At 36.2% G+C, this 24850-nt stretch carries 24 protein-coding genes, 1 other RNA gene and 1 pseudogene; 19 read left to right on the top strand and 7 right to left on the bottom strand.

Annotation, left to right across the window (positions count from 1 at the left end):
* The first annotated feature begins 50 nt into the window (after window positions 1-50).
* Together ACFQIC_RS00870 and nth are read left to right on the top strand one after the other, a co-directional pair.
* A complete protein-coding gene (locus ACFQIC_RS00870; protein WP_204706359.1) occupies window positions 51-755 on the top strand; it encodes a DnaD domain-containing protein in 705 nt (234 codons plus the stop codon).
* Window positions 756-767: 12 nt separating this feature from the next.
* Entirely contained in the window at window positions 768-1427 is a 660-nt protein-coding gene (gene nth / locus ACFQIC_RS00865) for an endonuclease III (RefSeq protein WP_204706357.1), read from the top strand.
* 45 nt (window positions 1428-1472) lie between these two features.
* Here nth and ACFQIC_RS00860 read toward each other — a convergent pair whose 3' ends face one another.
* Both ACFQIC_RS00860 and recU read right to left on the bottom strand, forming a co-directional pair.
* On the bottom strand, window positions 1473-4118 hold the full coding sequence (locus ACFQIC_RS00860; protein WP_204706355.1) for a PBP1A family penicillin-binding protein: 2646 nt from the start codon (window positions 4116-4118) through the stop codon (window positions 1473-1475).
* Between the two features lie 16 nt (window positions 4119-4134).
* On the bottom strand, window positions 4135-4719 hold the full coding sequence (gene recU, locus ACFQIC_RS00855) for a Holliday junction resolvase RecU (RefSeq protein ID WP_390216894.1): 585 nt from the start codon (window positions 4717-4719) through the stop codon (window positions 4135-4137).
* A gap of 569 nt (window positions 4720-5288) precedes the next feature.
* Between recU and ACFQIC_RS00850 the strand changes: the two genes are divergently transcribed.
* The gene (locus tag ACFQIC_RS00850) at window positions 5289-5555 is read left to right on the top strand and encodes a hypothetical protein (protein WP_204706351.1); all 267 of its coding nucleotides are present in this window, start codon (window positions 5289-5291) and stop codon (window positions 5553-5555) included.
* A 57-nt stretch (window positions 5556-5612) separates the two neighbouring features.
* Window positions 5613-5978, top strand: a complete 366-nt coding sequence (locus ACFQIC_RS00845) for a YppE family protein (RefSeq protein ID WP_204706349.1) — start codon at window positions 5613-5615, stop codon at window positions 5976-5978.
* Window positions 5979-6341: 363 nt separating this feature from the next.
* Here the strand turns inward: ACFQIC_RS00845 and ACFQIC_RS00840 are convergent, their stop codons facing one another.
* Window positions 6342-9410 carry an efflux RND transporter permease subunit gene (locus ACFQIC_RS00840; protein ID WP_204706347.1) on the bottom strand — a complete coding sequence of 1023 codons (3069 nt, stop codon included), beginning with the start codon at window positions 9408-9410 and terminating at the stop codon, window positions 6342-6344.
* A gap of 177 nt (window positions 9411-9587) precedes the next feature.
* Here ACFQIC_RS00840 and ACFQIC_RS00835 point away from each other — a divergent pair, with 177 nt between their 5' ends.
* The 6 genes from ACFQIC_RS00835 (at window position 9588) to ACFQIC_RS00810 (ending at window position 13293) form a co-directional block, all read left to right on the top strand.
* Complete coding sequence (locus tag ACFQIC_RS00835) at window positions 9588-9995, top strand: cytidine deaminase (protein ID WP_204706345.1); 408 nt, start codon at window positions 9588-9590, stop codon at window positions 9993-9995.
* 111 nt (window positions 9996-10106) lie between these two features.
* A complete protein-coding gene (locus ACFQIC_RS00830; protein WP_204706342.1) occupies window positions 10107-10670 on the top strand; it encodes an SLOG family protein in 564 nt (187 codons plus the stop codon).
* A 79-nt stretch (window positions 10671-10749) separates the two neighbouring features.
* Window positions 10750-11070: a cell division regulator GpsB gene (gene gpsB / locus ACFQIC_RS00825; RefSeq protein WP_204706340.1), complete on the top strand. Its 321-nt coding sequence runs from the start codon at window positions 10750-10752 to the stop codon at window positions 11068-11070.
* Between the two features lie 89 nt (window positions 11071-11159).
* An RNA gene (gene rnpB / locus ACFQIC_RS00820) (RNase P RNA component class B) lies at window positions 11160-11539 on the top strand.
* 154 nt (window positions 11540-11693) lie between these two features.
* Window positions 11694-12830, top strand: a complete 1137-nt coding sequence (locus tag ACFQIC_RS00815) for a THUMP domain-containing class I SAM-dependent RNA methyltransferase (RefSeq protein ID WP_204706338.1) — start codon at window positions 11694-11696, stop codon at window positions 12828-12830.
* Between the two features lie 316 nt (window positions 12831-13146).
* Window positions 13147-13293 (top strand): helix-turn-helix domain-containing protein, encoded by a 147-nt coding sequence (locus ACFQIC_RS00810; protein WP_390216928.1) that lies wholly within the window; start codon window positions 13147-13149, stop codon window positions 13291-13293.
* A 138-nt stretch (window positions 13294-13431) separates the two neighbouring features.
* On the opposite strand, the pseudogene ACFQIC_RS00805 reads toward ACFQIC_RS00810, so the two are convergent.
* Together ACFQIC_RS00805 and ACFQIC_RS00800 are read right to left on the bottom strand one after the other, a co-directional pair.
* Window positions 13432-13584 (bottom strand): annotated as a pseudogene (locus ACFQIC_RS00805) (ATP-binding cassette domain-containing protein); the annotation flags it as partial.
* A 655-nt stretch (window positions 13585-14239) separates the two neighbouring features.
* The gene (locus tag ACFQIC_RS00800; protein WP_204706334.1) at window positions 14240-14698 is read right to left on the bottom strand and encodes a CBO0543 family protein; all 459 of its coding nucleotides are present in this window, start codon (window positions 14696-14698) and stop codon (window positions 14240-14242) included.
* Between the two features lie 593 nt (window positions 14699-15291).
* Between ACFQIC_RS00800 and ACFQIC_RS00795 the strand changes: the two genes are divergently transcribed.
* The 3 genes from ACFQIC_RS00795 (at window position 15292) to ACFQIC_RS00785 (ending at window position 18702) form a co-directional block, all read left to right on the top strand.
* On the top strand, window positions 15292-15849 hold the full coding sequence (locus ACFQIC_RS00795; RefSeq protein ID WP_204706332.1) for a CBO0543 family protein: 558 nt from the start codon (window positions 15292-15294) through the stop codon (window positions 15847-15849).
* 529 nt (window positions 15850-16378) lie between these two features.
* Window positions 16379-17056 carry a DUF421 domain-containing protein gene (locus tag ACFQIC_RS00790; protein WP_204706330.1) on the top strand — a complete coding sequence of 226 codons (678 nt, stop codon included), beginning with the start codon at window positions 16379-16381 and terminating at the stop codon, window positions 17054-17056.
* A 152-nt stretch (window positions 17057-17208) separates the two neighbouring features.
* Entirely contained in the window at window positions 17209-18702 is a 1494-nt protein-coding gene (locus tag ACFQIC_RS00785; RefSeq protein ID WP_204706328.1) for a carboxypeptidase M32, read from the top strand.
* 51 nt (window positions 18703-18753) lie between these two features.
* Here the strand turns inward: ACFQIC_RS00785 and ACFQIC_RS00780 are convergent, their stop codons facing one another.
* Window positions 18754-19302, bottom strand: coding sequence for a hypothetical protein (locus ACFQIC_RS00780; RefSeq protein WP_204706326.1), 549 nt, complete (start codon window positions 19300-19302; stop codon window positions 18754-18756).
* Between the two features lie 115 nt (window positions 19303-19417).
* On the opposite strand from ACFQIC_RS00780, the gene ACFQIC_RS00775 reads away from it, so the two are divergent.
* From ACFQIC_RS00775 to ACFQIC_RS00755, 5 genes are all read left to right on the top strand, one after another.
* Window positions 19418-20185: an SDR family NAD(P)-dependent oxidoreductase gene (locus ACFQIC_RS00775; RefSeq protein ID WP_204706323.1), complete on the top strand. Its 768-nt coding sequence runs from the start codon at window positions 19418-19420 to the stop codon at window positions 20183-20185.
* 66 nt (window positions 20186-20251) lie between these two features.
* Window positions 20252-21337, top strand: a complete 1086-nt coding sequence (locus ACFQIC_RS00770) for a type III polyketide synthase (protein WP_204706321.1) — start codon at window positions 20252-20254, stop codon at window positions 21335-21337.
* Window position 21338: 1 nt separating this feature from the next.
* The gene (locus tag ACFQIC_RS00765) at window positions 21339-21833 is read left to right on the top strand and encodes an isoprenylcysteine carboxyl methyltransferase family protein (RefSeq protein WP_204706319.1); all 495 of its coding nucleotides are present in this window, start codon (window positions 21339-21341) and stop codon (window positions 21831-21833) included.
* Window positions 21834-21922: 89 nt separating this feature from the next.
* Window positions 21923-22099: a hypothetical protein gene (locus ACFQIC_RS00760; RefSeq protein WP_204706317.1), complete on the top strand. Its 177-nt coding sequence runs from the start codon at window positions 21923-21925 to the stop codon at window positions 22097-22099.
* Window positions 22100-22187: 88 nt separating this feature from the next.
* Window positions 22188-22493: a DUF6123 family protein gene (locus tag ACFQIC_RS00755; RefSeq protein ID WP_204706315.1), complete on the top strand. Its 306-nt coding sequence runs from the start codon at window positions 22188-22190 to the stop codon at window positions 22491-22493.
* A gap of 12 nt (window positions 22494-22505) precedes the next feature.
* On the opposite strand, the gene ACFQIC_RS00750 is transcribed toward ACFQIC_RS00755, so the two are convergent.
* On the bottom strand, window positions 22506-22898 hold the full coding sequence (locus ACFQIC_RS00750; protein ID WP_204706313.1) for a ribonuclease HI family protein: 393 nt from the start codon (window positions 22896-22898) through the stop codon (window positions 22506-22508).
* A 270-nt stretch (window positions 22899-23168) separates the two neighbouring features.
* Here ACFQIC_RS00750 and ACFQIC_RS00745 point away from each other — a divergent pair, with 270 nt between their 5' ends.
* A complete protein-coding gene (locus tag ACFQIC_RS00745) occupies window positions 23169-24839 on the top strand; it encodes a formate--tetrahydrofolate ligase (protein ID WP_204706311.1) in 1671 nt (556 codons plus the stop codon).
* The last annotated feature ends 11 nt before the right edge of the window (window positions 24840-24850 follow it).

The following is a 24850-nucleotide window of genomic DNA, read 5'->3' as shown; positions in this document are numbered from 1 at the left end:
AAACACCGATTGGAAGCTTTACTATCGGTGTTTTCATTATTTAAACATCTATGAATGAGGTGAGAGTAATCGCTAACTATCAAAGGTTCCAGTCCATATTGGATAGTCAGATTTCAATTCCAAAAGCACTGATTACTCAGTATAGAGGATTAGGTATTGCAGAGAAAGAATTAGTTGCTGTATTACAAATCCATCAATTCCATACAGACGGAAATTTGTTTCCTACACCAGACGAAATCTCTGAACGAACATCATTTACTACGGAAGAGTGTTCTAAAATTTTAAGAAGTCTATTACAAAAGGGTCTTCTAATTATTGAACAAAAACATCAAAATCAACAAGTAGGAAATGAATGTTATTCATTAGAGCCTTTATGGGAAAAATTATTCAACATCCCCATGCAAGAGAAGCAAATACCTGAACAAACTGAAAACTTATTTCCTTTGTTTGAGCAAGAGTTTGGCAGACCACTTTCTCCGTTTGAAATAGAAAATATTAATATATGGCTTGATCAAGATGAACAGGAACCCGCTTTAATAAAGGCAGCTCTTCGTGAAGCTGTCCTAATGGGGAAATTAAACTTTAAATATATTGATCGAATTTTAAGGGAATGGAAGAAAAAAGGGATACAGACAGTTGACCAAGCAAGGCAGCATGGAAAAAAATTCAGGCAAGGCCAAGATAAAAATACTTCTGACAAATCCAATACCAAAAGGGATGTATCCTTATATTATAATTGGCTGGAAGAAGAGTAATAGGGGTTTATTATGCTGAATAAAACTCAAATACGATACTGTTTAGATGTATTCGAAGAAATGTTTCCTGAAGCAGAATGTGAACTAACACATAAGAATCCATTTGAGCTACTAATAGCTGTAGTACTATCTGCCCAAGCAACCGATGTCCTTGTAAATAAAGTGACACCTGAATTGTTTAGGAAGTATAAAGACCCTTCGGATTATTTAGCAGTTCCTTTAGAAGAATTAGAACAAGATATAAAAAAAATTGGATTATACAGAAGTAAAGCGAAAAATATTCAGAAGCTTTGTCGAACAATGATTGATGATTTTAACAGCAAAGTACCGGAAACTCAAAATGAATTGGAAGGTTTGGCAGGCGTTGGTAGAAAAACAGCAAACGTTGTAGCATCGGTAGCTTTTGATGAACCTGCCATTGCTGTAGACACTCATGTAGAACGTATTTCTAAACGTTTAGGGATTTGTCGCTATAAAGATACTGTTCTTGAAGTGGAGAAGACATTAATGACAAAGATCCCTAAAAGTGAGTGGAGTGATACTCATCACCGTATGATATTTTTCGGACGTTATCATTGTAAAGCAAAAAATCCAAATTGTGGAGAATGTCCCTTGCTGTTCTTATGTAGAGAAGGACAGAAGAGAAAGCGTAAAGAAGAAAAGATAACATAAAAAGCTCCAAGACTCTTCAGTCTTGGAGCTTTTTTATGTTTCTTCTTATTCCTCATCTTGTGATCCTTCGTCGTTATTTTCTGGAGAATCCCCACTAGTGTCAGAATCAGGTGTACCTTCACCACCACCTGATTCCTCCTCACTAGTTTCATCTTCTTCACTTGGCTCCTCACCAGTAGGGGCTTCGCCGTCTTCATTGTTACCATTGTTATTTTCGTTTCCATTATTACCATTACCGTTGCCGTTGCCGTTGCCGTTATCGTTGCCATTGCCTTCACCGTTATTTTCGTTTCCTTCAGATTCGTCTCCTTCTTCTTCAGAATCTGAGTCGTCTTCGGATCCTTCCTCCTGTTCTTCTTGTTCTTCGTCTTCACCACCCGGTATTTCTACTGTAGTAGTGGCAGGATTACTTTCTTCTGCATCTCCGTTATTACTAACCGCAATAACAGTAAATTGGTAACTGGATCCGGGTTGAATTTGAGAGACCTCCATACCCATACTATTAGTTGTTGTAAGCTCCCTAGCTTGACCACCATCAGTAGCAACAGAAACTTTAAAGGTGATGTTATCAGTATCTCCATATTCCCACTCAAGATCAATGGCTTCTGTTTCTTCATTGTAAGAAGCAGTCAGTCCTTGAACAGGATTTAATTTTTCGAATTGTTCGGATGTTTCTGTAGGTTTGTTGTCTACGTGAAACAGTTCACTGACTATTTGGCTTTCTGGAGTGTAGTTACTTGGTAGTTTGCCCGGTCGTGATCCAGACTCTATACCAATCCATTCCACAGAATCTGGTTTATTGAAATCTGCTGTTTCTTCACCTTCAGATATATGCCCCATAACAGATTTGTATATTTGTTTAGGAATCTGTTGGGAGATATTCGATAAGTTTTGGTTATTATCGCTATATCCCGTCCAAATTGAAACAGAATAATTGCTCGTGTATCCACTAAACCAAACATCGGGAACAATGGAAGTACCATCCTCTAAAGGTCTATTTGTCGTACCTGTTTTACCGGCATCCGGTATACCAGAAACGTTTGCTGCTGTTCCCGTGCCATCTGTCATAACGGATTGTAGCATAGAGGTGATCATATAGGCTGTATAATCACTCATTGCTGATTGTGCTTCTGGTTTTAGGTCGGTTGTCTGGCCATCAGACGATTCCACTTTACGAACTGTATGTGGTTCGTTATACACGCCTTCATTACCAAATGCTGCATATGCTCCACTCATTTGTACGGGATTAGTTAGAACACCGCCGCCAATAGCATCACTCAGTACCATATCATTTTCTAGCTGAAAACCTAAGCCTTCAACAAACGGTTCTGCTTTATCAATTCCCGTGTCCTGCAACGTTTTAATCGCTGGAATGTTAAGGGAACGACTTAACGCATGTCGCATGCTTACCCAGCCTCTAAACCGGTCATCATAGTTTTTTGGAGTCCAACCATTAATATCAATTGCTTCATCATTGATTTGATGATAGGTCGAAAGTTTCCCATGTTCTATGGCCGGACCATAAGCGGTAATAGGTTTAAAGGTAGAACCAGGTTGCCGTTCGATATCAGTAGCAAAATTGAAATGATCCTTAATATAGTTACGACCACCGCCGATTGCACGTATAGCACCAGTCTCTGTATCTGTAACCGCTATTCCTGTTTGTAACGTTTCATCTGGCCAATCAATCGAACTATTTTCACTTAACATTTCTTCAACATAATCTTGAGCATCTGGATCAATGGTTGTATAGATGTTAAGACCATCTTCATAAATATTGGCATCCATCTTTTCATTTATTTCTTTGTTTACTTGATCGATAAATGCACGATAAGGTGAGTCATCATCAGAAGGTTCCACTAATAAATCTTCTACTTTTGTTTGTTTAGCTTCTTCTGCTTCTTCTTCTGTAATCTTATTGTGTTGAACCATCAAATTCAGAACTGTACTCATTCGTTTTTGAGCAAGATCAGGGTGTCGGTATGGGTCATAACCTGAAGGTCTTTGTGGCAAGCCGGCAAGCAAAGCAGACTCAGGTAAGGATAGTTCGTTTAAATTATCCTTGCCATAGTAAGTTTCTGCTGCTTCGACTATGCCATAAGCTCCTTGGCCATAGTAAATTTTATTAAGGTACATTTCTAGAATTGATTCCTTTGAAAACTCCTGGTCAAGTTTGATAGCTAGAAACTGTTCCTGGACTTTTCGTTCTAGCGTTTTATTACTCGTTAAGTAGGATCGTTTAACAACTTGTTGAGTAATTGTACTGGCTCCTTCTGATCCAAAGCCATTCGTTATGTTAGCTAGTACAGCCGCTCCGATTCTACGAAAGTCGATTCCAAAGTGGTCAAAAAAACGGACATCTTCTGTTGCTAATACAGAATCCACTAATTGTGGAGGAAGATCATTGTAATTCACTCTTGTCCGTCTTTCTTCTCCAGCTACATCTGTAATAAGGTTATCGTCTTTATCGTAGATTTTAGAAGAAAATGGATCAGATAATTGCGCTTCATCTAATGGTGGTGCTTGAGAAATATAGTAAGCAAACAATCCACCCACACCTAACATTAGAATGATCCCAATTGTTAAAAGTGTCATGAATATCTTCTTAAATACAGGTTTACGCTTTCCTTTAGCTTTATTATCTTTAAGTTGTTTTCTTCTAGCTGTTCTCGACTGACTTTCATTTGCCATGTCGTCATTCCTCCATTCAAAAATAGAGCTTATCTAAAACTTTAGCATAATCTACTCGTGCCTGATAATGAAAGGGGAGTAATACTCCTCTAGCTTTTATATCATTATAGGGTATCGATTTTCGACCGCCATTAAATTGATCGTCCCAGTAAGGAAAGAAATGGTGAGCTGGTAGAAGGTAAGTTTCATCATGGACAGAAAATTTTATAATTAAAAAACAAATGCCTTCATGTTTATGACAATCCTTCATATGATCAATTTGGTGTTGGTGAATGTTACTTAAAGGGAAGGAACTTTTATTTTTTGTTTCCTTGGCCTCAAAGTCAATATAACGTCCCCGATAAACTCCGTTAAAATCTGTTGTTGAAGCTTGCTTAAAATAGGCTTCTTTAATTACAGCTGCACTGCGTTTGGGATAATCAACGTTAACTATTTGGATTGGTGTTGGTTTCTTATGAATGATTGCAATGTTTGCTACGCGATAGTATTCATTTGTTGCAGCTATATCTTCTTCTAAACTCATCCCTCTGTTACTGAAGTCTGGTTTTGATTTACTCTTAGAAAGAGGACTAGAAGACTTTTTCCCATTTGGGTATTTCACAAACATTCCCTCCTAACGTCATGAGGGTATCATATCAAAAAATTACCACTAGGTGTGAACAAAATTTCCTTTCTTCATTTTCATCCCTTATGATCATTAACGTTTAAGAACAATAGAATGTTTCACTTAATTATACGATGTTAGCCATTTAACGACAAATTTTATATTGATCAGGTTAAATATCCACCAAAAGACTATTCGAAAAAGGATGGATGTTTAAGGGGATGTTTGTTTAAAAAGACGCTGCTTTAATAAGCAGCGTCTTTAATGATAATTAGAATTTTGAAAGAAAAATGATTAGGTGGAAGGTCTGTTTTCACCAGCTAGTTTCGGATTATCAGTTTTTGCTGGGGTAGGTTTATGTTGTTTTTGCTCACGTTGTTTTCTTTTTTTCTGTTCACTCACTGGAGGCACCTCCTTCCCATTTGATTGGGTAAATTCTTGATCGTTAGACTTTTGTTCATAATGTCTTTATTTGTTGCATTGGTTCTAGTTTTGTCAACCTTAAAGGAGTTATTCAAGGGATAGAGAAATATTGTGTTAAGAGCTATCATTAGGAGGAGATATCTATGCGAAAAAATCAAGTTGTTTCCCGTAATACGTATGATCAACAACTTAATCAGTTACGTGAGAAATTTGTTTTACTGGAAAAACGTTTGTCATTAAAAGCGGATGAAATTGTTTTTACAATGGCAGTCTCGCATCGTAAAGAAATCGACCAACTAAAAGATGAAGTCATTCGACTTAGAGAACAATTGAAAGAAGTGAAGAGGAATCAAAAAGGAGAATATAGAAGCCATTTTCCTTTGTCTTCTAGAAAGAAGTCTGTAGGATAAATTTTTGCCTGTTCCTTTTTAAAAATGGTATGGTTAGGAAAAAAGGTGTGGTGTTTTATGGTCGTCCGTAAACTAACGATTGAAATGAAAGAATTAATTGATCAACTTCATCAAAAGTTCTTAACAACGGAAGGTCCTATTGATAAAAAGGATTTCGAATTTTTTAATAGAGTAAAAGAAGAAACAAGACCGATGTTCGATTTAACAAACCAGTGGTTAAGTGAAGCGGAGGAGTTTGTTAAAGCTCGTGGAGTCAATGTTCACCCTAATCAAGTTCAATCAACGTTTGAGAACTTGGAAATGTTAATTTTACACAGTTATTATTTAGATGTTGAAAAAAAAAGGTTTAAGGAGTTACATCAATCTTCCCATTACGTCTTAGATATGATTTTGGATGATGTAAATAAAAGAGAACATTCTTAGTAACTTAAGTAGTTCAGTTCTGGAGTACAAGACGCATCTTGTACCCCTTTACTGAACTATTTTTATGGAAAATTGAAAGAGAGTTGATTTAGGACAGGAAAACATTCTATATTTTGAATACTACAGCGGAAAGCGAACAGGTACTCCCATTCAATCAACACGGCCTATTGGGGCAAAAAACATTTGCCTTTAAGGATTTACTCTTGTTTTATGTCCTGAATTGCAATATTTATTGGCATCTATGAATTTTAGCTCGCAAGCTATTGTGATGGAGCATTAAATTGCTTTGTAATTAATTGGCTCCATTTTTAAATATTTGCATCTCAATTCTGAACTATTTATCAGTAACTGGTGTATTCATTTTCATGTCTTTGCTCTCCACTTACTTCTTAATCGGTCTAATATCAAATAAAATACCGGAACTAAAATGAGGGTGAGTACGGTCGAGAACATGAGACCAAATACAATTGAAATAGCTAAGGGCTTGAATAACACATCTCCGGTAAAAATAATCGGTGTAAGTGCAGCGATTGACGTAAGAGATGTTAATACAATAGGACGCATGCGCGCACGTCCAGCTTCAATAACACCTTCCACGGTTGAGCTATATCGCTGTTTGTTTTGCTCGATAAACTCTATGAGAATAACAGAATTACGAACAACAATACCCGATAGCGATACGATACCTAATACAGCTAAAAAGCTAAGAGGTTCGCCGGAAACAAATAGTCCGATTATGGCACCTGTTATTGCAATGAATACAGAGCTTGTTACCAGTAAAGGCATGGTTAAGGAATTGAACTGCAAAGCAATCGTAATATAAATTAAGAATAAAACAATCAGAAATAACTTGGAAACTTCCACAAAGAATTCAGTTTGAGCATTCGAGTCTCCTGCTTCAGTTACTTTATATCCCTCTGGCAACCCGTTAGCAATTGAATCGATAACATCAGTTGTTTGCGAAGCAAAATTGTCAGCTCCATCTTCGGTAGGATAAGCTTCAATTGTTATCGTTCTCTCCCCGTTGAGGTGAGGTATGACACCTATTTGTTCGCTTTCCTCCCGTTCAATCACTTCATCAAGGGCTAAAAAGTCAGGTGGTCCATCAGTATTTTCCATACTTCCTACAGTAACTGTTTTTAAGTTAACTCCATCGGGCTCCCCGTCATCTACAATTAGTTGTACAGGCAACCGATTATTGCCGTCATCATATGTCCCTAATGGGATTCCTCTGTTTGCAAGTTGAAGCTGAGAAGTGACGCTGGCAATTGAGATATTACTTTCTGCTAGCCGTTCTCGATCAGGACGGTAATGAACTACTGGTTGTAAACTTCCTATATTGAGAGTGACGATTTCTGTTTCAGCTAAGGATTCTAATTGAGTTTGAGCCTTCTTAGCTTCGTCGACTATTACTTCGGTTTCTGGACCTTGTATTTTAAGTTCAATTGGTGGTGAGGGGGGAGGACCAGATACAATGGTATTTAGGAAAATCTCTGCTTCAGGGAATTCTTTTCGTAACGAGTCTTCCCACTTGCTAATAAATGCTGTTGCACTAGTTACATCTCGGTCTACACGTATTAATAACTGACCAGTATTTTTCCCGGATTGTGTTAACGTTTCGTTAAAAAGATTAGGTAACCCACCGCCCGCATAGATTGCGGTTTCCGTCACTGTATCTTCCTTAGTGGAAATATATTGTTCCATTTCTCCTAACTGGTTCAGAGAATTTTCTAAGGTTGTACCTTGAGGAAATTCCACCGAAACTGTGACTTCTGGACGATCAGCAGATGGGAAAAACTCAAACGGTATTTTCATCACGAATAGAGATAGACAAAGACAGAGTAGAACACCAATTACTCCAGTTCGAATAGGTTTCTTTGTAACTTTGGGCAGAATTCGGTCTGCATACCCTTGCTCTAGTTGGTTGAAAAATTTCCCTAGCAATCCTACCTTTTGTGCAGATGGCTTAGACTTTCTTACTTTTCTTGAGTATTGAACTGTTGGGATCAGTGTTAATGCAATAAATGTAGAAGCTAATACAGTAAAAATTAATACACTAGGTAAGGCTCTAATAAATTCTCCATTTGATCCGGAAATAAAGGTGAGCGGGAAAAAACTGAAAATAATCATTAGCGTAGAAGTCACAATCGATTTTCTTACTTCCATTACGCCATTTATTGTGCCTTCAAGAGCGTTGTCTCCCAATTGAAACCTTCTCTGGATGTTATCATTCACGACGATTGCATCATCGACTAATATTCCAATCGCAATAATAATCCCAATAACAGATATTTGATTTAGATCCACTCCGATATAAGGTAGTGGAATAAGTCCAATGACTATTGATACAGGAATGGAGAAAGCTACTAAAACAGCAGAAGATATCGGTAATCCTAATACCATTATAAGAACAACAGCTAATAGTGATATAGCGAAAGAAGTAATCAAATTAGTAAAGACTTCATTAATTACAGTACTTTGTGTATAAAACTGTTTCACTTCAATATTTGTAGGTAGCCCAGGTTTTAATGAAGAAATCTTTGCACTGATCTTTTCTTGCAAGGCAGCGATATTTACATCCTCTTCAGCAATGATAGTTAAGGATAAAGCTTGCTTACCTTCATAAATAATTCTATCTTCCACATCAATGTTTTCTATACTTACAGTTCCAACGTCACCAACTGTTATCGGATCTCCGTTTTCATCTGTTGAAACAGTTAAGTTTTCAAATTCATCGAGAGTATTTAATTTTTCAAAAGATAATTGATAGATTGTTGAATCCCTTTGTTCTGTCCCTATGGCTGAAGGAGAAAGTTCCTGATTAATGGCATCTAATAATTGTGGAGCAGTCAATTGGTTTTCTTTTAATCGTTCATTATCTAAACTGAAATTCACTTGCTGCTCAGGTAAACCTTTAACTAAGAGAGACTCAACACCTGAAATAGATGTTAGTTGTTCTTCAAAAAGATCGATAGTCCCTCTTAACTCAAATAACTCTGCTTGACTGTCAGCTAATAAGTGATAGGCAGCAACTGAAGATGCGGATAGATCTGTGTCTACTTCTGGTTCTTGCACTTGGTCAGGGAATGATCGGGACGTATCAGCGATGATTTGTCTTATTTGTCCGTTAACATTGTCTGTATCTGCGCTACTTTCTAATGTAGCCGTAATCGTAGCAAATCCTGTAGTAGAAGCAGAAGTTACATTATCAATACCTTGAATTGTTAGTAATTCATTTTCTAGAGGATTGGTTACAGCCTGTTCAATTTCTTGTGGGTTAGCACCTGGATATGCTGTAGAAATTGATGTAACATTTACATCAATTTCAGGAATTTCACGCTTAGGTAACTGAATATATGTAAAGATACCTGTAAAAATAAGAAGAAGCACAAGTAGCCAAACCATCTTTTTAAACTGGATTATTTTTCTCAATACGTATAGCACCTCCGTATAATTTTCATCTTCGTTCACCTTAATAAATACAGTATAAACTTTTTTCTGACACTTGTGTCAAAAATTATAGTTCCTATGTTTTTTTAGCTTGAAACCGCTTTACAATTGATTTTTTTTCTTTTATAATTATCATCCCACTAAAAGGGGGGGAACTAAATGGATAAACAAGACTTGATAGAAGAAGCTAAACAAATTAGAAGTAATGCATATACACCATATTCAAAGTTTAAGGTAGGAGCCGCTTTACTAACCAAAGATGGTTCACTTTATACAGGGTGTAATATTGAGAATGCTGCATATCCAGTAACTTGCTGTGCAGAGAGGGTTGCTATTTTTAAAGCTGTTGCTGACGGTCAATATGATTTTCAAGAGATGGCTGTTGTAGCTGATACAAAGAGACCAGTACCACCTTGTGGATCATGTCGACAAGTAATGAGCGAATTTTTTGATGTAGATCTCTCCGTTCATTTATCTGATTTAAGTGGTCAAATTAAAACAGTAAGGATGGAAGAATTGCTTCCATTTTCATTTACACCAGAGGATCTACCAAATGATGACGAATAAACTAAACTATAAGGCTACCTAAAAAAATGGGTAGTCTTTTCTTTGTCATTTTAAAAAACGGATGTAATCCATCTTTTGTTGACATACAATGGGGATGGAGAGTGATTAAAGATGAAAACTATTGTAGTAACTGGTTATAAACCGATGGAAATGGGAATTTTTAAAGAAGAAGATCCGAAAATAGAAATCATAAAGAAAACTATAAAAAAAAGATTAATATCATTATTAGATGAAGGTCTTGAATGGGTTATTTTATCAGGGCAAATGGGTGTTGAAATTTGGACGGCTGAAGTGGTGTTAGACTTAAAAGAAGAATATGATATCTGCTTAGGCATTACTCCTCCTTTTCTAAAACAACATACAAGGTGGCCTGAAGCATTACAACAGAAATTCGAACTTTTATGTGAAGAGGCTGACTTTTATCAGCCGATATATCAAAAAGAATATGAGGGTCCTTATCAATTTAAGGCAAAAGATCAATTTTTAATTGACCATTCGCAAGGTTGTTTAATCCTATATGATGAAGATACTCCAGGATCCCCAAAATATTTCCTGAGGTTAATTCGTCGTTATAGAGAGCGGAATGATTATCAATTGTTTTCGTTAACACCTATGGACCTGGAGGAAACGGTAGAAGATATGAGGCTAACAGATCCCGACTATTGGAATCAGTAACACATTTAAAGTAAGATTAAATTGACATTACCGCCAAGATTTGAAAAAATATAGGTAATGTGCTGACAGAGGTGATAATATGAGCGAAGAAAAATACAAACTTGATGGGAAAACCATTTTAGAGAAAGACTTCAAAACATCCATGCGAGGTTACAATCAGGAAGAAGTAGATGAATTTTTAGACCTTATTATCCAAGATTATGAAATGTTTACAAAAGAAATTGAACAATTACAAAATGAGAACATCCGTTTAAAAAAATACCCAGCACGTGATGAATCACCCACACAACGTACAAAACCGGTTAATAATACTCAAAATCATCAGGTGAACTATGATATTTTAAAACGAGTATCCAATTTAGAAAAAGCAGTGTTTGGTAAGAAGTACGCAGAGGAGTAAAAACCCTTAATTTACCAGTGACAGCTCCATGATTCTTTGCTATGATATGGAGACTTGCTTAATCGAGCAAATGACCGATGAAAATTTGAATACTCGGGTAATCGCTGTATGACTAATCATGCAGAGGAAAGTCCATGCTCGCACAAACTGAGATGTTTGTAGTGTTCGTGCTTGACGAAATCATAAGTCAAGGTAGCTTTATATAGCTAACGGCAGGGAAGATACCTACGTTCTTAGGAATAGGGTATTTCTACTTTGAAAGTGCCACAGTGACGTAGCTGAAATAGAAATATTTCAGGTGGAACGAGGTAAACCCCACGAGCGAGCAACCCAAATTAAGGTAGGGGCACTTTTGGATGGGAATTCAACCAGAAAAAGGGTCACATTATGTGAAAGATAGATGATTACCACCGGAGTACGAGGTTGACCACCGCTCGCAGTACTATGGAACAGAACATGGCTTACAGAGTATTCAAAGGTCATTGATCAAGATGAAGAAACCCTTCTGAAAAGCCGATCGCTTTTTAGAAGGGTTTTTTATTTGAATGAAGGTAATAGTATAACTACACACATGCGTAATGGTGTGAATGAATCCTTAGTTTAATACATAGGAGGTTGATCAGATGACACAAAATGTTACTTTAATTGCGACTGCTGCCATGGGAATTGAGACGTTTGTAGCTCGTGAGGTAAAAGCTTTAGGATATGAAGATATTCAAGTTGAAAATGGTCGAGTAGTGTTTCAGGCGCCCGTATCTGCAATTCCGCGAACAAATCTATGGCTCCGTACAGCTGATCGTGTAAAATTATTAGTTGGAAAATTCAATGCTTATAGCTTTGATGAACTTTTTGAACAAACGAAAGCTCTTCCGTGGGAACAGTTTATTACCGAGGAAGGGGAATTTCCCGTTATTGGTAAATCAGTGAAATCCAAGCTATATAGTGTTCCTGATTGTCAGTCAATCGTTAAGAAAGCGATTGTAGAACGATTAAAAAAGAAATATGGAGTAGCCTCTATTTTAAAAGAGACGGGTGCATTTTATCGTGTTGAGGTAGCTATTCACAAAGATGAAGTATTATTAACCATTGATACTTCGGGAAGCGGCTTGCACAAGAGAGGGTACCGAGTAGGTCAAGGGGAGGCGCCATTAAAAGAAACGCTATCAGCAGCATTAGTGCAAACAACGAATTGGAGACCTGATGAACCGTTTGTCGATCCTTTTTGTGGTTCAGGTACGATAGCCATCGAAGCGGCTTTGATTGGTCAAAATATTGCCCCAGGATTTAATCGGGAGTTTGCTTCAGAGGACTGGGATTTCATTGACTCTTCACATTGGGACAATGCTTTTCAAGAAGCAGAAGACCATGCCAACTATGATCAGCCTTTAGACATTACCGGATCAGACATTAGCCATCAGATGATCGAAATTGCACAAAACAATGCAATGGAAGCAGGACTCGGAGATTTGATTCAATGGAAACAAATGCAGGTGAAAGACTTCCAACCTAGAAAAGATAATGGTTATATTGTCAGTAATCCTCCGTATGGCGAACGAATGGGGGATAAGGAAGAAGTAGAGGAAATGTATCGTGACTTGGGTGTAATTATGAGAGATGATCCTTCTTGGAGCGTGTACATTCTTACTTCTAATGAAAACTTTGAAAGTTTATACGGTAAGAAGGCAACGAAAAAACGCAAGCTGTTTAATGGATTTATTAAAACCGACTACTATCAATATTTTGGTAAACATATTAAATAGAACGTTGTCATATTAAGGGTTCAAAGACTATAAAAAAATCTGTGTTTTTTCACTAAAGTATTTCAAGCTGACCAGATTCTTTTTCAATATTGAAAAAGAATCTGGTCAAAATGTTATTGAAGTTTGCTATTCAAGAGTTCTTGGAAGACCGAGAATTTCACAATCTCTCTAGGTACACGATTAAAATGTATCGGCAGAATTAGCTGATGATAACAAACGTTGTCTTGGATAGCCGAATTTGATAAACAAAGGCAGCTAGAAGGCATTCAGGTGGCCACAAGGTATAAGTGTGTACAAAGTAGACGTAAGATACACAATGAACAATCGAGGCTTACAACACGCTCAAGAGCTGTTTCATGAGAGACGTAATAAGGGCCTGACTGTAAATGAGATTGCACAAATAACAAAGATTAGTAGAGCCACTATCTATATTATATGGAAGTTAGAAATCAATGATCAATGACTCCTCAGTTATTAAGGTGAAACTCCCCACATTAAGTTAATTCCGATACCGTAGAAAAATCTAAAATAACAGTACAAATAGCAAACAAAAACGCTTGGATTTTTAATGCCCAAGCGTTCTTATTTTTATATCTTCTTGTTAAACTTTTTTTGTATCCTTATGTACATTCAAATTATTAACCCAAATTTCACCCTCAGTTGTCTTTAACAATCCGATCATCATACGGATTGTTGTTGTTTTCCCAGCACCATTAGGTCCTAAAAAACCGAATATCTCCCCCTCTTTTATAGAGAAACTTACATACTCGTATCAAAACGTACTAAACTAAACTGCTCCTTTCGTTGAACAATCCTTCACAAACTTCTCATTTACATTAACATAAAATCACAATTAACTACTTGGTCTATGAAAATCATTGAAAAGCCCTTTTAATTGGTGGGCCTCCAGAGGGGTTATTATTAGTTAATGAGAAAAATAGAGAGCTGTCATTAGACATGGTGTAAGGTTGATAAAAAAGACCTTCTTATGCCTGATCTAGAAGGAGAATGATGATCAAAGTATAGTAATTCTTTAGCTCTGTAAATTTGGTCTATGTCTGTGTTTAATAACTTGGCTTGATCTGGATAACACAAAAACAGAACAAACGTTCGCACCCCCGTAAAAACAGCACTTTTTACTGTTATGTCGGGGTTTTCAAATTTTGACTTATGCCCATTTTCTTTGAATAGTGATATCAACCAAGAAAGAAGCGGCTGCAGTTTATACCGTTAATTAGATCGTTCAGCGAGTGTTATTTAATCTTTTCTGAAACATTTGGTATTAAAAGTTACTGAACCAATTATTGGTATACTATATTTGTTAAAGAATACTTTGGTCAACTTGAGATACATAGTGATGGGGGATAAGGAAGAAGTAGAGGAAATGCATAGTTGCCTAACAGGTACCTTTAGTTATTCTGTTTCTTTTCTATCCATTTAAAATGAAAATAAAAAATTATATATAATAACCAATCAGCCCAATACGAATGAAATAAGTTCCACCATTCCATATGTATAAACCAATCCATTTTTACAAAGAACCATTCAGCTATAATACTAAAGGTTGTCCAATAAAAAAGATATTTGAACATTGACCAAAAGGTTTGTTTTTTTGGTAACCATTGTAGGAATAAATACATGATGACAAAATAGATCCCCCAAGAAGTTAGCCAACGTGCAATAAAAATTTGGGATCTATTCTCAATATCAAACTTCCATAATTCCACAACATGCATAAATAAATCGCTCATTAGTGCAACAATCATACCAAAATAAATGGTCGATAGAAAGCGATGAATTTTGCTTTTATCTGCAAAGAATATATAAAAAATCCAAGATATTACAAATAATAAAAGTGCGAATGTCATTACTTCACTCCGTTATTTCAATATATTTAGTACTATCTGTTAATAATGAAAATAGTATGCATCTATGCGAGAGAGGATAGCGTAAATTCTTATAAATTTAAGGGGTACTTATGAAGAAACTTAAGCTTGTTCTGCTAAAGACGTAGGTTAATACAATGTGTATGCTAATCCTTCATAATGAAAACAGTGGATGAACATGCTGTTATTTCAATGCGTGCCGCCTTCTAAGATTCGTTGATGTTCCGGCCACCTTCTTTCTCCTAACGATGACGGAATAACTACACAATCTCGAAATCGAGTCTTCAACAATCGACCTATAACGGAATAAAGATGCAGCGAAAACCTACAAAGAATAAATACCATATACATCAGGGATATTTTTTAGTATTGAAAATTTAAATAGTAAGTTAGGGTTTATTACATAACATAATGGATGGAATATGAGGTGGTCTCTTATAGGTATTATTTTACCTGTTTACCATAAAAGACCTCTGTTAGCTGGTTCGATCAACATAATATCTTTATTTCTTTGAGGTTAGAGTAAGTGACATGAAATAGATGATATAAAAAATATGAATAAAAGGAAAGGTAACATGACAGAAAAACATCCAACTTACGAAGAAATACGCGATGTCCACCAACAACTTTATGATATGCGGTTAGAGTATTGGATTTCACACGATTTGTTTACTTTCCAATGGTGGTTATTGTTATTTGTGCTTTTTATTCCTTGGATTATTTGGGGAATATTTGTAGATAAAAGAAAAATAAATAAAATACTATTATTTGGAACATTGTTAACGATACTTGTTATAATGTTAGATGATTTTGGCGTAGAAAAACACCTTTGGTCATATCCCTATCAATTGATAAATATCATGCCTAGATTAGTTGCAATTGATCAAGGTATAATAGTTGTTGCTCATATGTTCTTATATCAGTATTTTCCTGAATGGAAAAGGTTTATTATCGCTAATATAGTTATGGCACTAGTCTTTACATTTATTTTCGAACCTTTAACTGTTTGGATAGGAATTTATAAATTAGAAAATTGGCACTATATCTATTCATTACCTATATATATTATGAAGGCAGTTTTTATAAAGTGGTTAGTTGATGAATTAATTTCGAAAAAGAAAGTTATTGAGTAAAGGATTAATAAGGACTAATATGGAGGTATGGTATATCATTATTTTACTTATTTTCATTATCCTCTTTGTATTCATAAACCAGTATCTCCTTATGGAACGTTTTCAGTTTTAACAATGGTTCTTTAGATTAGCCATAGATGTCGCACCGATCTTAAAAATAAACTTCCCGTATTTGTCCCCTTTTCTTAGAAAGATAGTTGAACGATTGGACCAGTTGATGCTATTTTTCTCTACAAAATCTCTTCAATTCTTTTGATTTACTATATTTGTTGAAGAATTAGGGTCAACATATAAACCTGTTACACTAGGGGTTTAAGCCGATAATAATTGATGCTATCTTTCTAAAATCATTTAAGTTGACCAGATTCTTTTCAAAATAAAAAGGAATCTGGTCATTTGTTTTGCAAAAAGGATTTTCGATTTCATCTATATAATGGTTTTTGATAGTGATTAATTTAAAATTGAATAAACTCACCTTGCTTTCCACATTATAACTAGGAATTGACTCCAGTATTGGTAGGTGAGGTAGATGAACTTTGCTTCAATAGCAATTGTATTAGTTGTTGGCTATCTTGGACTATTTATAATAACTAAAATCCTGGGGAAGGGAACAATTTCTCAACTGACACCTTTTGATTTTGTTGCAGCAATATTGTTGGGGGAATTAGTTGGAAGTGCAGTTTTTGATCAGGAAATTGAAATTCAACACCTTTTATATGCATTATTTATTTGGTTTCTATTAGTTTACGGGACAGAAATAATCTCGCAAAAGTTTAAAAGCAGCAGGAAACTTCTAGAAGGAGAACCTGCCATCGTTATTCACCAGGGTAAACTCCAAAGAGAAGTTTTAAAGAAAAACAAGCTTGATATTAATCAACTACAGCATCTTTTACGTGTTAAAAATGCATTCTCCATAAGGGAGGTAGAACACGCAATTTTAGAAACGGATGGACAATTAAGTGTTTTGAAAAAAATGAAATTTGATTCACCTACTATGGCGGATCTTGAATTGCCATTTAAGCCTGTTATCCTACCCGTGACTCTTATAATCGACGGAGAGGTACTTTGGGATAAGTTAAGACTCATTAATAAAGATGAAGCTTGGTTAACCGATCAACTTAAGGCAAATTCTATCAATAGCTATAAAGAAATATTTTATGCGGATTACAAAGCAAATGAAGGGATATTCATTGATAAGAACGAGTAACTGATGTTTGATGTCAGTTTTTTAAATGTGTAAAATAATCGTCTCATCACCTAAATAAATGAATTTATTGGTATAATTAGATTTGAAAGAGATAAATTTAGTCAACTTGAACTACATAGGAAAATACTAAATTTTAGAGGGGGAACTTTATTTTGAGGCTAACAACGGAACAAAGATTTTGGAATTTACTTAAGGAACAATCCTCGTATGAAGAAGCTATCGGACTTATGGCATGGGATATGCGGACAAAAGCCCCTCAAAAGGGGATGGAAAACCGATCAGAAGTGCTCGGTGTCCTTGCCCAAAAGGTGCATGAAATCCAAACGTCAGAGGAATTAAAGAGTTACATTGATCAATTAAAAAAATCTTCTCACGATAATGTATTAACCGCGGCGTTAAGTGAGGTGGAAGAAACCTATAAACGAACGACAAAAATACCGACTGCTTTGTACAGAGAATTTGTCACTTTGCAATCGAAATCTGAATTTGTATGGGCTGAAGCAAAACAAAACAATGATTTTAAAAGTTTTCAACCGTACCTAGAAGAGTTAGTCCGGTATAATCGTCAGTTTGCTGAATATTGGGGCTATGATGAGCATATTTATGATGCTTTACTGCATAACTACGAACCTGGTCTCACGGTTTCTCAGCTAGATCAGGTATTCCCGAAGGTTCGCAGGTCATTGACTCATTTGTTGGAAGAGATTAAAAAAGCACCTGGTCAGCCTGATCCATCCGTTTTAAAAGGGCATTTTCCTAAGGAACTTCAAAAACAGTTTAGCGAAGAGATTTTAAAGAAGATGGGTTATGACTTTCAAGCGGGCCGATTAGATGAAACCATTCACCCTTTCGCTATAGGCTTGAACATTAATGACGTTCGTGTAACAACGAAATATGATGAGAAAGATTTCCGAACGGCTGTATTTGGTACGATTCATGAGGGAGGGCATGCTCTTTATGAACAAAATATTGATTCAAAGTTAGCATTTACTCCCTTAGCTACCGGAACTTCAATGGGCATTCATGAATCGCAGTCCTTGTTTTGGGAAAATTTTATTTCAAGAAGTCGATCATTTTGGGAAACTCATTATCCACTATTTTTAAAGCACGCTCCTGACCGTTTCAGACAAGTTGCTTTGGATGATTTTTTCCGTGCAATTAACGAAGTAAAACCTTCGTTTATTCGAATCGAAGCAGATGAATTAACCTATCCACTTCATATTATGATTCGTTATGAATTAGAAAAAGCTCTTATTCAGGGGGAGATTGAAGTACGTCACCTTCCTGAATTATGGAATGAGAAAATGGAGCAGTACCTAGGAATCGTTCCTCCTACAGATTCAGAGGGTGTGCTTCAAGATATTCATTGGTCAGGGGGGGATTTTGGTTATTTCCCCTCCTATGCGCTAGGTTATATGTATGCTGCACAGATTGAACACGCTATGAAACAACATATTAACATTGATCAAGCGATTAGAGCAGGAGATTATTATCAAATTAAACAATGGCTTTCCACAAACATTCACCAGTATGGAAAAATGAAAAAGCCTTTAGATATATTAAAAGATGTTACAGGAGAAGGGTTGAATCCTGAGTACTTAATATCGTATTTAACGACTAAATATAAAGGCATTTACCAGTTTTAATAAAGAACCCAGCTGTCTTTTTAGATCAGCTGGGTTATACGCGTTAGATTATTATGAGAATTCACTTTTTAGGTTTGTAGATAATAGATCAGCTTCTTCGTAGATGGTAGAAACTTGGTCTTGAAATTCCTCAAACTTCTTATCAGCTTCCGTTAGATCAGCTTCTGTTAGGCTTTCATCAAGAGCTGTTTCAACTTCTTCGTAATATGCCTGTAAAGAGGGGAGAGCTTTCTCGTATTGTTCTTTAATTTTGTTTGAAAGGTCTCCTTCGATGGAAAATTGTTCAACCTTAGTTGCAGCATTAGCTGCTGCACTTTTAGCTGCTTCTCCAGCGTCTTTAATAGCTTCTTCGTCAGGTTTCTCTGCTCCAATAGCTGCTTCATAGTCAGCTATTTGAGACTGTTCTGGACGAAAAGTGGAGACCATCTCTTGTTGAATATTTAAGATTTCTTTTTTAGTAGCAGTTTCATCATTTGAACTCTCTTCAGAATTATTGTTGTCTGAATCACCGCTCGTGCTTGAGTCTTCTTCCGTATTGCTGCCACAACCTGCAGCTACGATCATGCTCGTTATTCCTAACATCATTAACCACTTTTTCATGTTCTTACCTCCTAAATATGTAAGTTCATTAGTAGTTTATCGATATATACTGAGAATGTAAACAATTACAAAAAATGTCAAAATTGACTGAAAATTTCACGAAAGGAGAGTTATCATGTATTTACCTAATTTTAGACTAGATCATCAACTGACTGTCGTTACAGGAGGAACGAAAGGAATTGGCCGAGCAATTGCGTTATCATTTGCTGAGTCGGGATCCGATGTTGTCATAATTGCACGTAACTCAGATGATCTACTTCGTACAAAAGGAGAGATAGAAGCGCTTGGTCAAAAAGCTTATATTATACAAGCTGATGTTGCTCATTATCAGGAAATTATAGAAAAAGTTGATTATATTAGAGAAAGTCGGCCTGTAGATGTGTGGATTAATAATGCGGGGATGAACATTCGTAGTGAAGCTGAAAACGTTACAGAAGAAGAGTGGGAACAGATCATTTCTACTAATATGAGAAGTGCTTTTTTCCTCTCCCAGTATGCCGCCAGTCTTATGAAAGAGCATGAGAAAGGGAAAATTATTAATATATCTTCCGTTGGAGGTCATACTGCTCTTCGGACCGGAGTTGTTTATGCAATGACAAAAAGTGCATTAATTCAGATGACGAAAAACTTAGCATTAGAATGGGGGAAATATCAAATAAACGTGAATGCAATCGGGCCTTGGTATTTTGAAACTTCTTTAACGGAACAACTACTAAAAGATGAATCTTACGTGGAAGCGATTCTTGAGAGGACCCCATTAAAACGAATTGGTAAACTAGAAGAACTTACTGGAGCGGCAATCTTTCTGGCTTCAGATGCAGGAAACTATATGACAGGGCAAACAATTTTTGTAGATGGCGGAATGACTATCTATGGATTTTAGAAAGTTCTAATAGAGGGATAAGTTTGTGGTAATAAGCCATTCTAAGAATAGATAAGGGGTGGGCTTATGACATATATTCTCTCTTGTGGCATCCATGAAGCTGATTATAATTATGATCAAGATGAGATTCAGAGTTTTATCCAACATATTTTTCCGATGGAACTTTCTGAGCAAAAAAGACTGTCACCGATTTTTCAAAATACTCAAATTGAAAGGAGACAGTTAGCCTTTCCGCTGGAATGGTATCAGAATCAACATTCCTTGGAAGAAGTAAATCGTCTATATTGTGAGCGAGCTTTGCATTATAGTAAGCAGGCTGTAAGCAATTGTTTGAACAATCATCTATTTTTACAACAAGAAATTGAAGCTTCTGCTGTGGATCATATCATCTTTATTTCATCTACAGGGATTTCTACTCCAACGATAGATGCTTATTTAATTGATGAGTTAAATTTTAATGAACATGTAAAACGAACACCTATTTTTGGTCTAGGATGTGCAGGAGGTACAAGTGGGATCTCTAAAGCATTTGACTATTTAAGAGGAGCTCCTCAAAGTAATGTATTAGTTGTTTGTGTCGAGCTATGTAGCTTGACCTTTCAGCATAAAGATACAAGTATTAGCAACTTTGTAGGTTCTGCTTTATTCGGAGATGGAGCCTCTGCTGTATTTTTAGTAGGGAAGGAGTCCTCGTTACTCCATCCAAGAAATAATTCCTTACCTAAAGTTACGAGTACAAGCACAAAAACAAAACCAAATAGTCAGTCAGTTATGGGATGGAAGGTTGTTAATACTGGTTTTGAGGTCATTTTTAAAAAGAATATACCAAAGCTAGTCCATAGTTTTTGGAAAAGTCATATAGAAGAATGTTTAATAGAAAATAAAATAAGTGTTTCGGAGCTTCCCTTTATCATCGCTCATCCAGGAGGCACAAAAGTGATTGATGCTTACATGGAAACTTTGGAAGTTCCTGGCGAAATGTTCAAATATTCGAAGCAAATATTAAGGCAGCACGGTAATATGTCTTCACCTACTGTTCATTATGTACTGTATGAAGCAATGAGAAATTTCCCTTCTAAAGGAAGCCGCTCATTTATGACTTCTTTAGGCCCTGGATTCACTTCTGAAATCGTCGGTTTGGAGTGGGTTTGATATGTGGCTGTTCCTTTTTCTAGTTGGACAAAGAATTGCCGAACTTTTTATTGCCCACTTCAATAAAAAGTGGATGTTAAAACATGGGGGAGTGGAAGTGGAAAGTAGCCACTACTTTTTATTCATTGTTCTTCACACTTCGTTCTTTTTCGCTGTTTTTTTTGAATGGTTCCTTGTTAGAGATGGTATTCTCTGGCTTTCTCCTTTACTCGTTAGCTTATTTCTTATTTTACAAGGGTTACGAGTATGGTGCATTACATCATTAGGGCGCAAGTGGAACACTAAAATTATAGTTATTCCTGATGAACCTTTGATTGACTATGGCCCTTATAAATTTGTGAAGCATCCAAACTATATCATTGTGTTTTTTGAATTATTAGTGATTCCTTTACTATTTCAAGCTTACGTAACCGCAATAATTTTCCCAATAATGCACTTACTTGTATTAATGATCCGGTTACCAGCAGAGGAGCGTGCACTTGGAGGAAAGTTCTGAACATTCGCAAGTCTGTATTGCTTCATATGATTTTATTTGTTATAATCTAATTAGAAATGAAAATCATTATCAATTAGAGGGGCGCTCATATGATGATTTTACTAATTTTTCTAGTGGTAGCTATTTACACAATGCTGCTTGTATGGATTTTAGCTAAAGTAGGATCTGTTCCTGCCCAATCGGTTATTCAACTAATGACAAGCACACCAAAGAAGTCTATAAACTCTAAAAAAAAATTATATGAAGAGTCAGCAACAGCCAAGTGATTCCAACTGGCTGTTTTTTTTGATAAAATAGGTGTAAATAATTTAGCGAAAACTGTCGATTTTAGTAAAATGGGACAAGGAGCATTCTATGAAGCAAACTGATTCGTTAGCCTACTTTCTGGAAGATTTGTGGTCCAGGGGTTTCAAATTATCTGATCAAGATGTCCGTTTTATTTACTTTGGTAAGAATTCAACAAATGTAGAAGAGTGGAAAACGATATTAGCTCTTAAAATGACTCTCAAGTTTCAGCAATCATTTGATCCAAGTTTTTACATAAGCGTACTTGAACATATTTCTTCACCTACTATTGCATCTAAAAAAGAAGTTTATCAGTCATTAGAGGAACGTGGATTATCAAACCAGAAGACAATGGTCAAGGAAAGGAATGAGTAATAGCTGTTTAAGTTACTCATTCTTTTTAAGTTCTGACCGTGCTAATTGATCCGCGTGTTTATTTTCTTTATCAGGAATCCACTTGAAGAAGACGTGGGGGAAGCTTTCCTGCAATGATAAAATTTGTTGTAGAAGTGGAGTGAATATTGGATTTTTACTGAATTCTCGATCCACTGATTGAACGACAATTTGAGAATCACATCTTATGGAAAGAATCTCTCCAGAAAAATTTTCCTTGCAATAGTCTAGAGCATGAATGACGGCATAAAACTCAGCTTCATGATTGGAGTATGTACCTAAATATGAACTAAATTTATGGTGATTCTTATTTTCTTTAATATACACGCCAATTGCACTTGGACCAGGATTTCCTGCTGTAGCTGCATCTGTATAAACCTCAATCATTCGTTTAACCCCTTTCTTCAACTTTCATGGTCTTTTCTAAATTAATGTAGAGAATCAGGTTGTAGCTAAAGGCTGTCTGATTAATTATATTACCAAGTGTTGTTATTAAGTTAAATTTTCTAACAATATTACAACAGCCTCTCATTATACGAATGAATTTATTTCTTTTCAATACTAGATAGTTTGAGTGGTGAGAAAATAAATATACAGTAAATCTACATTGATATAGGTTACAATAAGGATAGAATTCTACGTAAAAGGGGACTTTCTATGAATTCAGATATTGATATTGCGTATGGATCACAAATGAAGCCTATCAGCGAAATAGCCAAGGATTTATTACTAACAGAGCAAGATTGGGAGCCTTATGGTCATTATAAAGCGAAACTCTCACAACAAATACTCGATAAGTTAGCAGATGAGCCAAATGGAAAGATTATTTTAACTACCTCGATTAATCCGACCCCTGCTGGTGAAGGGAAATCTACGGTAACTGTTGGTCTGGGACAAGCATTAAATCAGTTAAATAAGAAGGCTGTTATCGCATTAAGAGAACCTTCTTTAGGACCAACGATGGGGGTGAAAGGAGGAGCGGCAGGGGGCGGTTACTCACAAGTCCTGCCCATGGAAGACATTAACCTACATTTCACTGGAGATTTACATGCAATCACAACGGCTAATAACGCTCTGTCTGCTTTCATAGATAACCACATTCATCAAGGAAACGAATTACATATTGATCCTCGTCGAGTGGAATGGAAGCGAGTTTTAGATTTGAATGATCGGTCGTTACGAGAAGTGGTTGTTGGGCTTGGGGGTGCTAGTAAAGGAGTACCTAGACAAGACGGATTTAATATAACCGTAGCTTCAGAAATGATGGCAATTCTATGCTTGGCCAATGATCTTCAAGACTTAAAAGAACGGTTATCTCGTATATTTATTGGGTACACGTATGAGAGAGATCCGGTAACTGTAAAACAGCTCGGGTTCGAGGGATCATTGACTCTATTATTGAAAAATGCAATGAAACCAAATCTTGTTCAAACGATAGAAAACACACCAGCCATTATTCACGGAGGTCCTTTTGCCAATATTGCTCATGGTTGTAATAGTTTAGTCGCTACAAAAACAGCTGCGAAACTAGGGGATTTTGTGGTGACTGAAGCGGGGTTTGGAGCCGATCTTGGTGCTGAGAAATTTTTGAATATAAAAACACGGGCCGGTGGATTTGAACCTGATACAGTTGTGATTGTTGCTACCATTCGGGCATTAAAAATGCACGGAGGACTAAACAAGAATCAACTACATGAGGAGAGTGTTGATGCGCTCGAACGTGGTATTTCCAATTTAAAAAAACATATGGAGACAATTGTACAGTTTAATTTACCTTTTGTTATTGCGATTAACCAATTTCCATTAGACACTGAAAAGGAACTTAAATTCTTAACCAATTGGTGCGCCAGTCAGGGAGCGGAAGTTTCTATAGTTGAAGTTTTCGCTAAAGGCGGAAAGGGTGGAATCGACCTTGCGAAGAAAGTCATTAAAAGTTGTGCCACAAAAACTGGTTATATGAAGTACACTTATGAGTTAGAAAATTCCATTGAGGAAAAAATCGTTAAAATTGCTACTAATGTTTATGGAGCAGGGCGTGTGGAATTTACTTCTACAGCTAAAAAACAGCTAATGTTATTAAATAAACACGGTCATGATCAATTACCTATCTGTATGGCTAAAACTCAATATTCTCTATCTGATGATCCTACATTAATCGGACGTCCTCACGGTTTTACAATCACAGTTCGTCAATTAACAGCTTCTGTCGGTGCAGAATTTATTGTGGCGCTCACGGGTGACGTCATGACGATGCCTGGATTGCCTAAGAAACCTGCAGCGTTAAATATGGATGTAAAGGAAGATGGTCGGATAACAGGTTTATTTTGATGTTTTTTTAG

The sequence above is a fragment of the Halobacillus seohaensis genome (genome assembly GCF_042663045.1).
Classification (GTDB): domain Bacteria; phylum Bacillota; class Bacilli; order Bacillales; family Halobacillaceae; genus Halobacillus_A; species Halobacillus_A seohaensis.
The sequence above is the reverse complement of the archived record's forward strand: the minus strand, read 5'-3'. Positions and strand labels throughout refer to the sequence as shown.